Origin of the sequence: uncultured Rikenella sp., from assembly GCF_910577125.1 — a bacterium.
Taxonomy (GTDB): domain Bacteria; phylum Bacteroidota; class Bacteroidia; order Bacteroidales; family Rikenellaceae; genus Rikenella.
Genome location: NZ_CAJTMN010000083.1, coordinates 1 through 8919, shown reverse-complemented (window position 1 = coordinate 8919; position 8919 = coordinate 1). Strand labels below are relative to the sequence as shown.

Below are 8919 nucleotides of genomic sequence, written 5' to 3'. Positions count from 1 at the left end.
GCCTCGGGCCGGCCGGGCCCCACGTCCCGTGGACGGGAAATGCTTCGCATTTCTGCGGCTGTGTCGGCCCAACCCCTCGCCCCCTGCGGACACGCACCAAAATAAAAATCAGAGTAACACTATCGGCTCATTCGATCGAGACGCCATACCGGATCAACGCTTCCAAATGGGCATCCTCATCCACCGCCGCAAACGACCCACCCCGCACATTCTCATACCCGTATCTCCCAAAACATTCAATCACCAACGGATCGACATCCCTCCGGTTCCGGACATTTCCCGTCGGCGTTTCAAACCCTTCCGCCAGCACAAGCTTCACCGGCCGGTATTTTTTCGTCCACTCGGCCCCCTTGCCGTACTCGTGTTTTCGCAGCGTACGCTTCAGATCGCGCGTATAACCGACAAAGTATTTCCCCTCCCGCAACTCCAGCACATAACGCACCAGAGCCTGAGCTGCGAACTGCTGTTTTGATATCCTGATTTGTCGGAAATAGCCGTAACGATGCAGTTTCCGGAGTGTCTTTTCTTCCGAGACCTCACACCAGACGCCTCCCCTTACCCTCTGCCATCCTTCGCGCTCCATCCACTCGATCGTCACCCGATTCTCATACTTATCTTCATCGTACTCGGTCTCGACATAGAAGACCTGCCTTTCCGCACACCGTACGACCTTATGGAGTTTCGTCCATTCAGCCCCTTTCCCGCTCACATGCTGCCTAAAGCGCCCCTCCGGATGGTGCGTTTTTCCCACGTACCAAAAGCCGTCTTCGAGCTGAAGGACATAAATATGGATCGGATAAGTGGAATCAGGCACCTGCATAATGACGGGAAGATAGAGAAAAACGATGAATCGACCAATTTTCGGAGCTAAAACATTATTTCCCCGTTCAATTTTCCGCCCCGGGCTTCCGCGACGCAGGCAACAATGGGCGGTTAGGCGATCTGATGGACGTCGGCTACAGCGGGTACAGTTGGTCGTCCGCTGTCAGCGGGACTAACGGCGTGTTCTTGGACTTCAGCACGCAGCACCTCAATCCCGGCTACGTGCGCAACCGTGGTTACGGTCTTCAGTTGCGTTGCCTCTCGGAAGTGCGTGTCGCACTCACAATTGGCAGCCTCTGCCCCAATAAGCAACCTCTACTCCAGTTTACCGACACAGCCTTAGCGATGCGCAAGCATCGCTCCGTCGCCCACCGGCGTTTTATTAGGGTTCTCTCTGCCTTATTAGCCGGACGCCGCCCGCGAAGGGCTGTTCCGTCCGGTTCGAAGCTCGAAAGTCGCCCGCCCGCTTAAGAGGGCATATTCTGTTGGTTGGCCAAGCGCCAACCAACAAGAATTGCCGCGGGCGACTCAAAAACGCATTAACAAACCCGCGCGCCTTTGGGTTCCTATCTCAATCTCTTTTCTTTGTTCCGCTTGGGCCGCGGGGGCCCCTACTTTCTACTATGTGGTAGAAAGTAGGCAAAGAGCACATTCAAGGGGGATTCACATCCCCCTTGAAAATCCCCCGACGGGTTTTCATTCGGGCAAAGGTACTTTGGAGTAAGCAGTCAACGATTTTTATGCCCAGTTTGCGCCTCGTCAGGGGCGCGCAGGCCGAAAATCCATCGCAGTGCGGCGCCAGCGGAGGGTGCAACGAGCTCCGTCGAGTTGCAGCCCGCCGCCGGGGGTGGCGACGGACTGCGCGACCCAAAGGGTCGCACAGCACTCAGCCCAATTCTCTACCCTATTCGGCCTTGTCGCCTGCCGGTTCGGGCTGCGCACTCCCCGGGTGGGCCAAAGGCCCAACGCGCAAGCCCGGCGATTCCGTAGGAATCGCGCTACTCGTTCTCAGCCCCGTGTCCGCCTCACTGCGGCTCCGCTGTCGCTCCGCCGCGTTTCGCATTTTTCCCGCACGCTGGCGGAAATCTTATCCAAACGCGCATCACGCGTTTGGATGATTTCCTTCTCCAGCTGTCGCGCACGGATCAAGCTTTGTTCATGCGCCGCGACACCTCAACCGTCGCCCGCTGGGATTTCATCTCGATTTTGCTCACCGCAAAACGAGCGAAATCCCTCTTTACGCGGGCGGGCGACTGTCGAGTTTTGAGCTGGACAGAACCGTACCTTTTCTGAAGAAAAGATACCCAAAAGACTTTTAGTTAGCTACGCTACGCCTTAGGCTCCGCAAGACTCCGGTTTGCGCTCGCTGCGGCAGCCTCTACCCTACTCCGTTACACCGATCAAACTGACGCCCCGTTATATTTCCCTCATCTTACGGAGTTCCGCTTCGCACACCTCCATTTCACGGAAAAACGCCTCGCCGAAACGACGGACGATCGGTTCCCGCAGCGTTCTGTAGAGCGGTTCGCCGCGTTGTTCCCCCAACACCTCCGCCGCCCGGCAGACCTCCCAGCGGTGATACTGCAACCCCACCATGCCGTTCGCGAGCCTCACCAGCCGAATCGGATAGAGATGACATGAAATCGGCTTTCGGAAAGGCGTTTTGCCCTCCCGCCACGCCTTTTCGATCGCACACCACGTCACCCCGTTCTCCCGGATCGCATAGACACACTCCGCCCCGGCCGCGACCAGCGGCGTCGTGAGGTCACCCTCTTCGTCCGTCACCGCCACCCCCTGCTCCTCGACCGCCCGAAGCCCCTCCGGCGTCATGTACGGCGCATAACGTTCCCATTCATTTTCCAACACCGCGATCTCTTCTTCATCGAGCGGCGCCCCCGCATTGCCCTCCACACAGCACTCCCCTCGACACGCCCCCAGATCGCAACAGAAACGAGCTGTAAAAAGCTCCAAACTAATGATTTTATCGTCTATCTGTATCATTTCAAGTCCTTTCCCGTGATGTATGAGGCAAAGATAGGGTTTCTTGCCCGAACCGCCCCCGTCCGACAAACATACGATGAACATAGTTTCGGGGCAATAGTGGAATTTCGGAAAGTTTGGCCGAAATTTGTCGGTGCAATACCCCCAAAGAGTGTTCGGTGCGAAACATTTTCTATCTTTGTCGGTGTCGGGAGCATGGCTTCCGGCAGACATATTGATGAAAGTGTTTAGCTTTTATCCTTGAACGGAATCTGGTAAATTTCAAAAACACAAGGGTAGCAATAACACTCGTCACTTGTATTCGTATGCCTCGTTCTGAGCGTACTTTATACAGGTGTGGGGTATTGTTTATTTGTGTTTGGGCTTACCAGAGCCTCCGTTCGGATAAACTAACGACTCCACACTTTCTTTTTTCTACACACCCTGTCTTTCTCGGAGTCGGAGGGGCGAAAAAATTTTTTATGCTGATGAAAAAGCATTTTTTCGTTTTCTTAACGGCCTTGGCGGCTGTTATGGTTTCGTCCTGTAACAAGGACAACGACGTACTCAACAATCCCAATGACCCCAATAATCCCAACAACCCTAACAATTTCAAAGGCCCGTGGAATATTGAACTGCAGGTAAATTGTAGCAGCATCGATATCGAGCTGGCCGGTACAGGTACCGCTACGATCGACTGGGGAGATGGTATTATCGAAAGACTTCCGAATGCCGGAGTTAAGAAAGCAGCAATCAGAAGACGACGATGAGGAAAATAGGGAGTATGAAGGCATAACATATAGTCATACCTACAATAAAGCAGGAACATACATAGTCAAAATAACTGGGAAAGATGGCGCTATTGCATTATTATCATTGCCCCATTCCTATGGCTGTGTTTCTCTTATTTTAGATCATTGTAGTTGTTTGCAATATTTGGATTGCAGCAACCAGCATTTGACCTCGTTGGATGTCAGCAAGTGTACACAGTTGGAAGAGTTGTACTGCTCATCAAATCAACTGACCTCATTAGATGTCAGCAAGTGTACACAGTTGGAAGAGTTGTATTGCCACTGGAATAAACTGACCCCGTTAGATGTCAGCCAAAACATACAGTTGGAAAAGTTACATTGCTACAGAAGTAAATTGACCACGCTGGATGTCAGCAAAAATACGCAGTTGAAAGACTTGTCTTGCAGCGAAAATGAACTAGCCTCGTTGGATGTCAGCAAAAATACGCAGTTACAAGAGTTGTATTGCTACAACAATCAATTGACTTCGCTGAATATTAGCGGGTGTACGCAGTTGAGAGAGTTGCATTGCTACAACAATCGTCTTCCGGAAGTTGTCATGAACAAAATCTACAACGATCTGCCGGTGGTAGGTCAAGGGGAGGGAAGAATCAATGTCGACTGGTACACCGCCGGCGACTACTACATCGCGGAAAACAAAGGGTGGAATGTACGTTTCTGGTAAAAATTAAAGGATTAACCAATCTAAAAATTAAGAGAAATGAAAAATTGTGTTATTATCGTAGACAACTCCAATGTCTGGATTGAGGGTCGAAAATTCTCAGCTAAATCCAAAGGGATAACGTCACAAGCTGGAGAAAAAGATATAAATGATCCGTCTTGGAGAATAGACTTCGGAAAACTTTTATCCGTTGTTGCTGGAAAGCAAAACATACAAAAAGCTATTTTGGTCGGCTCTCGCCCCCCAATAAGCGATTCTGTATGGGAGGCTGCCAAAAATCAAGGATTTACAGTTATCGTACATGATCGAAATTTTGCCGGTAAAGAAAAAGCAGTAGACACTGAACTTGTAGCTCAAGGTGCTGAAATAATTTGCACCACAACAGAGCCTGCTACTTTAAAATTATTGTCGGGCGATCGAGATTTTATCCCGCTGATTAACCTTGCAATTAAGCGAGGGTGGGAAACCGAAATGTGGGCATTCTCCAATGCTTTTAATGAACACGGGGAAATGGCTCAATCGGTAGCATCCGTCAAACCATTGGATTATTTCTTCGCAGAAATAGGACGTTATGAGTTTGAATGGCCATCATCTTCTACAGTTAATCCTAAATGACCGAACTCTACAAAGGCTGTCTGATTAGTCTGCTCGTCGCCCTGTGTATCATCGGGCTGATCCTTTGGGTTGGCTTACGTTGACACCCCGGCAGACCTATTTGTTTTCTCCCCCGTTCCGCCCCGGCGGAGCGGGGGTTTCTTTTCTGTCCCGCCGCCAGCTCCTCGGGAACACCCCCTTGCACCGGCGGCACTTTTTTCATACCTTTGTATCCGTTCGGCGCGCAATTTGCCATACCTGTGCACCGTTCTATCATTGCTTGGGGCTGACCGGTTTTGACAGCGGGTTAAGAGTCTCGGGGCAAGCATGCCGAGGGTTGTAAGGGACCTCGTTAAACGGAACTTTCAAACTACAAATGGCAATAATAGCTACGCACTCGCTGCGTAATTTCACCAAGTGAGATTACCTTAATCCGCCCGTCCAAGGAGTCGGGCCGACGAGTACCCGCCGGAAAGGGACCGCTTTCAGCCCGTTTCGGCAACGGGTATCAATCAATTGAGAGATAGCCCCTCGAGAGTCCGGTTCCTGGGGCGAACTTTAACGGACTACGGATCGGGTTCGGACGTCTTCCTCCTGGCCCCCTCCCGACAACGAAGCGAAGACTAAGCATGTAGAACACTTCGGGGTTCCTCGTTTGGACGAGGGTTCGATTCCCTCCAGCTCCACAAATCGCCATAAATCGCTGATTTAAGGTGATTTACAAAATCCATTCCGTGGTTAATTCGGTGCATTTTTGGATAATCGCCAATTGACCGGTTCTGACGGCTTCTGTATTCTGAGTATGGGGATACTTCAAAAACAGATGCCTTATGAGAACTCGGAATTTCAGAAAGGTGGAAGTTATCCTTCCCAAGGCTTCCACATTCAAGGGGCGCTTGTGCGTCCTCTATTCGGTCTATAACCCGAGAACGGATCGTATGGAGCGATACCGGATCGTTCGGGGATTCAAAGCGTGTGCGGACAGACAGGAAGAGACCAAGCTGGCCGCCAAAATCATCAAAGAATACACACTCAAGCTCCGAGCCGGTTGGCGGCCGTGGGCAGACGATGCGGTCATCTACTCCGACGAAACCGAGTATCAGGCTATTGCCGGTATGTTCGGAACTCAACGACGGGACGGTTCTCATATCCGGCGACATGTCTCGAAATTCATCGAAGAGAAGCGACTGTCGGTGTCGAAGAAGTCGATGGAGAGCTATGTGTCCAAGCTCCGGATTTTCGTGCTGTGGCTGGAGAAAAATGACCTGATCGATCGGCGTGTATATGAAATCGATGATGCCGTTATCAACCGTTTCATTACCTATCTGATTCAGGAACGACAGCTGGACCGTCTGTCGATCGAAAAGTACCAGCAGAATCTGAACCAGTTCTTCAAATACTGTTTATCCCGAAAACTGATCGACCGCCTACCTACTACTACCATTCCGAAACCTCCGAAGCGTCAGGATATGGCCGCCCGACCGATCGCCGATTGCGACATGCAGAAGCTGCTGGCCTTGGTGGCGAAAGAAGACCCGCAGTTTTTTGTGGCCTGCATGTTCGAGTTTTTCCTGTGTTGCCGACCGGGGAACGAACTCCGGCTCCTGAAAGTGGAGGACATCAATCTCTTTACACAGACCGTCCACATTCGGGCAGCCAACGGCAAGACCGGGGCGCGCAACATCACAATGCCGGAGGCATTGATAGAACTGTGTCGAAAGCATAGAATTACCGACTACCCTGCTTCGCACTACGTTTTTGGTAACGATGGAGAGCCGGGGCCGATCCCGTGGGGCAAGAACTACTTCAACCGTCGGTTCCGGGAGTTTCGGGAACGGCTTCACCTACCGTCGGGCTACAAGTTCTACTCCCTGAAACACACGGCAGCCGGTAAATTACTGGAGTCGGGCGCGTCGATCGTGGAGGTGCGAAACCATCTCGGCCATCGGGATTTTGAATCTACGATCCACTACATCCGCCGCCACTTTGGCGAACGCTCTGAGAAGGTCGCGAACTTCCGCCCGGATTTTTTGAAAGGGTTATAATTCGAGAATAAAAATATTTCTGTTTTTATTGTTATTGCGCAGGACGCGATTATGTTTGTTGTGTCAATAATATTTAAAACGAATGAAAGAATTAATCGATGCATTCATTCAAACTTCGAGTTTTCTTCGGGAATGCAAGCAAAGAAAAACCGCGTCTTTACACTGTAAATGCCATGATCTGGGTAAGGGAAAATATGTTTTAGAGATCCAAAATAAGGGACAAGCAGAAGCACAGAATATCAGACTGCAAGAATTGCAGGGAGTCGATATTATTGATGAGGAACTATTTCCTTGCAATTGTCAAGCTCAAGATGTGATACAGATGCGATTCTACCTCACTAAAGATATCTGTCCTGAAAAGTTAAAAATACGGGTGATCTGGGATGACAAGGATAAGAAAGGTAAGCGGATGGATAAAGCTTTTCCATTGTAAGAACTATTATCCTCTCCCCCACTTTCTCCATGCCGCCCAGCCGAGGGCGACGAGGGCGATCCCGACCAGCAGCCACGGGAGGCTACTGGGGCGGGATTTCTTTTCGGTCGTCCGTTCGGCGACCATCTCCGATTGAGATTCTCGGCGGGTGCTGTCCTGAAGAGTTTCTTCTTTCTGATATTTGACCGTGTCGGACGTCTGCTGGTGCGTGTCGGTCGTGCGGTTCCGGCGGCGGTCGGTGATCGTGATCCGCCGGACGGGCGGCAGGCCGGTGGCCGAATCGGTTGGCTGAGTCGTGTCGAACTCCAGCTCGATCCGCCGAGCATCTTCGGATTCGGCGCTGGTGGATTCGGTTTCGGTATGCGAGGCGGATTCGATGGTCTCGCGGGATTCCGCGCGCAGGTCGACCTGCTCGGTGGCCGAGGTTGCGGTCTGCAACGTGTCGTGCACCCGCTTCGAGGTTGCGCAGCCGGACAACAGCAGACCGACTGTGGCTATACTATAAATAAGTATCCTTTTCATTTCAGGTGCAGGATTTGGTTTCGGTTCGATCCGGCCCGGTAGGAGATATGGATCCACTTGTAGCCAGACTCATCGATGAGTTGATCGAAAGCGATACGGCCCTCGTCGCGCAGCGAGACGATCCGGTCGAACAGCCGCTTGTTGTCGGCCGGCGATCCTACGGTGATGTCCACCGCTTCGCCTTTCAAGTGCTGGGAGGTCGAGACCCCGCCCACCGCCGCATTCAGTTTCGGGCAGCGGTAGCCGCTGTTGACCGTGATCGGTGCGCCCCATGCCGCCCGGATCGGATCCAAGAGCTGCTCAATAAGTGTTTGCAATTTGCCGGCGATCGCTGCCGACGGACGGTTGTCGATGCCGCGCCGCCGGGCGGTGTCCGAGGCACAGAGCTCTTCGATGGTAAAATAGGTCATGTTAAAATCTGTTTTCGTTATCAGTTACTACTTGCTAAGAAGCGTGATTTTCTTGGCACGACCAATCGGTGTGTAAAAGAATCGCGCGGTTTCTTTGCATAGCCTCAGAACCCCGACTGCGGTTCCCGGTCGGCGCACTTCGGTTTATTGCAGATTCTGATCTGCTCCTTGATGCGTTCCACCTCCAATCGATGTAATTTGCTCTCGAGTTCGTTGTACTTGTCGCGCCACTCCCTATTCTCTTTGTACAGTTCCTCTATCTTTTCATCCTTTTTATTAATCTTCACTTCTCTGTTTTCCGCGATTTCCCGCCACTCGTGCGCTGCGAGGGTGTTCAGGTCGGCCTCGGCGCGGGCCGCTTCGGCCTGCTTGATGCGGCGGTTCTCGCGGCGGTACATCCATACTCCGCCTCCTAACAGCCCGGCAGTGGAGAGAACGCTCAGCAGGTTACTGATATTCGTCAGCCATTCGGTCATAGTTCACTCTTAATATTGTGTGTTTTTGTTTCGCGGGGGCGTCTGCCATGGGGTGACGCCCGCCTGGTAGTCGTTGCGCGTGATGATACCTTCGATATTGAACTTCTTACCGGTTACCAGCGTAACCTCCAGCGTGAACGAGGTGTAATCGAGCGACGACTGTC

Annotated in this window: 11 protein-coding genes and 1 other RNA gene; 7 read left to right on the top strand and 5 right to left on the bottom strand. The window is 51.9% G+C overall.

What is annotated here, in order from left to right; genetic code table 11:
• Nucleotides 1–127: 127 nt before the first annotated feature.
• Nucleotides 128–814 (bottom strand): GIY-YIG nuclease family protein, encoded by a 687-nt coding sequence (locus QZ292_RS08300; RefSeq protein ID WP_294600460.1) that lies wholly within the window; start codon nucleotides 812–814, stop codon nucleotides 128–130.
• Nucleotides 815–945: 131 nt separating this feature from the next.
• Between QZ292_RS08300 and QZ292_RS08295 the strand changes: the two genes are divergently transcribed.
• Nucleotides 946–1293, top strand: coding sequence for a hypothetical protein (locus QZ292_RS08295; protein WP_294600459.1), 348 nt, complete (start codon nucleotides 946–948; stop codon nucleotides 1291–1293).
• Nucleotides 1294–2238: 945 nt separating this feature from the next.
• Here the strand turns inward: QZ292_RS08295 and QZ292_RS08290 are convergent.
• Nucleotides 2239–2823, bottom strand: a complete 585-nt coding sequence (locus QZ292_RS08290; protein WP_294600458.1) for a DUF3109 family protein — start codon at nucleotides 2821–2823, stop codon at nucleotides 2239–2241.
• Nucleotides 2824–3290: 467 nt separating this feature from the next.
• Here QZ292_RS08290 and QZ292_RS08285 point away from each other — a divergent pair, with 467 nt between their 5' ends.
• The 6 genes from QZ292_RS08285 to QZ292_RS08260 all read left to right on the top strand — a co-directional run bounded on the left by QZ292_RS08285 (nucleotide 3291) and on the right by QZ292_RS08260 (nucleotide 7347).
• A complete protein-coding gene (locus tag QZ292_RS08285) occupies nucleotides 3291–3572 on the top strand; it encodes a hypothetical protein (protein ID WP_294600457.1) in 282 nt (93 codons plus the stop codon).
• Nucleotides 3532–4278 carry a leucine-rich repeat domain-containing protein gene (locus QZ292_RS08280; RefSeq protein ID WP_294600456.1) on the top strand — a complete coding sequence of 249 codons (747 nt, stop codon included), beginning with the start codon at nucleotides 3532–3534 and terminating at the stop codon, nucleotides 4276–4278. Before QZ292_RS08285 ends, QZ292_RS08280 begins: the two co-directional genes overlap by 41 nt.
• Nucleotides 4279–4314: 36 nt before the next feature.
• Complete coding sequence (locus tag QZ292_RS08275) at nucleotides 4315–4890, top strand: NYN domain-containing protein (protein WP_294600455.1); 576 nt, start codon at nucleotides 4315–4317, stop codon at nucleotides 4888–4890.
• A gap of 261 nt (nucleotides 4891–5151) precedes the next feature.
• Nucleotides 5152–5558, top strand: a transfer-messenger RNA (tmRNA) gene (ssrA, locus tag QZ292_RS08270).
• 141 nt (nucleotides 5559–5699) lie between these two features.
• Nucleotides 5700–6914: a tyrosine-type recombinase/integrase gene (locus QZ292_RS08265; protein WP_294600454.1), complete on the top strand. Its 1215-nt coding sequence runs from the start codon at nucleotides 5700–5702 to the stop codon at nucleotides 6912–6914.
• Nucleotides 6915–6996: 82 nt separating this feature from the next.
• The gene (locus tag QZ292_RS08260) at nucleotides 6997–7347 is read left to right on the top strand and encodes a hypothetical protein (protein WP_294600453.1); all 351 of its coding nucleotides are present in this window, start codon (nucleotides 6997–6999) and stop codon (nucleotides 7345–7347) included.
• 6 nt (nucleotides 7348–7353) lie between these two features.
• Here the strand turns inward: QZ292_RS08260 and QZ292_RS08255 are convergent, their stop codons facing one another.
• The 3 genes from QZ292_RS08255 to QZ292_RS08245 all read right to left on the bottom strand — a co-directional run bounded on the left by QZ292_RS08255 (nucleotide 7354) and on the right by QZ292_RS08245 (nucleotide 8755).
• Nucleotides 7354–7869, bottom strand: coding sequence for a hypothetical protein (locus QZ292_RS08255; RefSeq protein WP_294600452.1), 516 nt, complete (start codon nucleotides 7867–7869; stop codon nucleotides 7354–7356).
• The gene (locus QZ292_RS08250) at nucleotides 7866–8279 is read right to left on the bottom strand and encodes a D-Ala-D-Ala carboxypeptidase family metallohydrolase (RefSeq protein WP_294600451.1); all 414 of its coding nucleotides are present in this window, start codon (nucleotides 8277–8279) and stop codon (nucleotides 7866–7868) included. Before QZ292_RS08250 ends, QZ292_RS08255 begins: the two co-directional genes overlap by 4 nt.
• Nucleotides 8280–8383: 104 nt before the next feature.
• On the bottom strand, nucleotides 8384–8755 hold the full coding sequence (locus tag QZ292_RS08245) for a hypothetical protein (protein ID WP_294600450.1): 372 nt from the start codon (nucleotides 8753–8755) through the stop codon (nucleotides 8384–8386).
• Between the last annotated feature and the right edge of the window lie 164 nt (nucleotides 8756–8919).

Coding starts and splice junctions, on each gene's coding strand:
- QZ292_RS08265 (WP_294600454.1), top strand. CDS start 5,700: ATGAGAACTCGGAATTTCAGAAAGGTGGAAGTTATCCTTCCCAAGGCT.
- QZ292_RS08290 (WP_294600458.1), bottom strand. CDS start 2,823: ATGATACAGATAGACGATAAAATCATTAGTTTGGAGCTTTTTACAGCT.
- QZ292_RS08255 (WP_294600452.1), bottom strand. CDS start 7,869: ATGAAAAGGATACTTATTTATAGTATAGCCACAGTCGGTCTGCTGTTG.
- QZ292_RS08295 (WP_294600459.1), top strand. CDS start 946: ATGGACGTCGGCTACAGCGGGTACAGTTGGTCGTCCGCTGTCAGCGGG.
- QZ292_RS08285 (WP_294600457.1), top strand. CDS start 3,291: ATGAAAAAGCATTTTTTCGTTTTCTTAACGGCCTTGGCGGCTGTTATG.
- QZ292_RS08245 (WP_294600450.1), bottom strand. CDS start 8,755: ATGACCGAATGGCTGACGAATATCAGTAACCTGCTGAGCGTTCTCTCC.
- QZ292_RS08275 (WP_294600455.1), top strand. CDS start 4,315: ATGAAAAATTGTGTTATTATCGTAGACAACTCCAATGTCTGGATTGAG.
- QZ292_RS08260 (WP_294600453.1), top strand. CDS start 6,997: ATGAAAGAATTAATCGATGCATTCATTCAAACTTCGAGTTTTCTTCGG.
- QZ292_RS08250 (WP_294600451.1), bottom strand. CDS start 8,279: ATGACCTATTTTACCATCGAAGAGCTCTGTGCCTCGGACACCGCCCGG.
- QZ292_RS08280 (WP_294600456.1), top strand. CDS start 3,532: ATGCCGGAGTTAAGAAAGCAGCAATCAGAAGACGACGATGAGGAAAAT.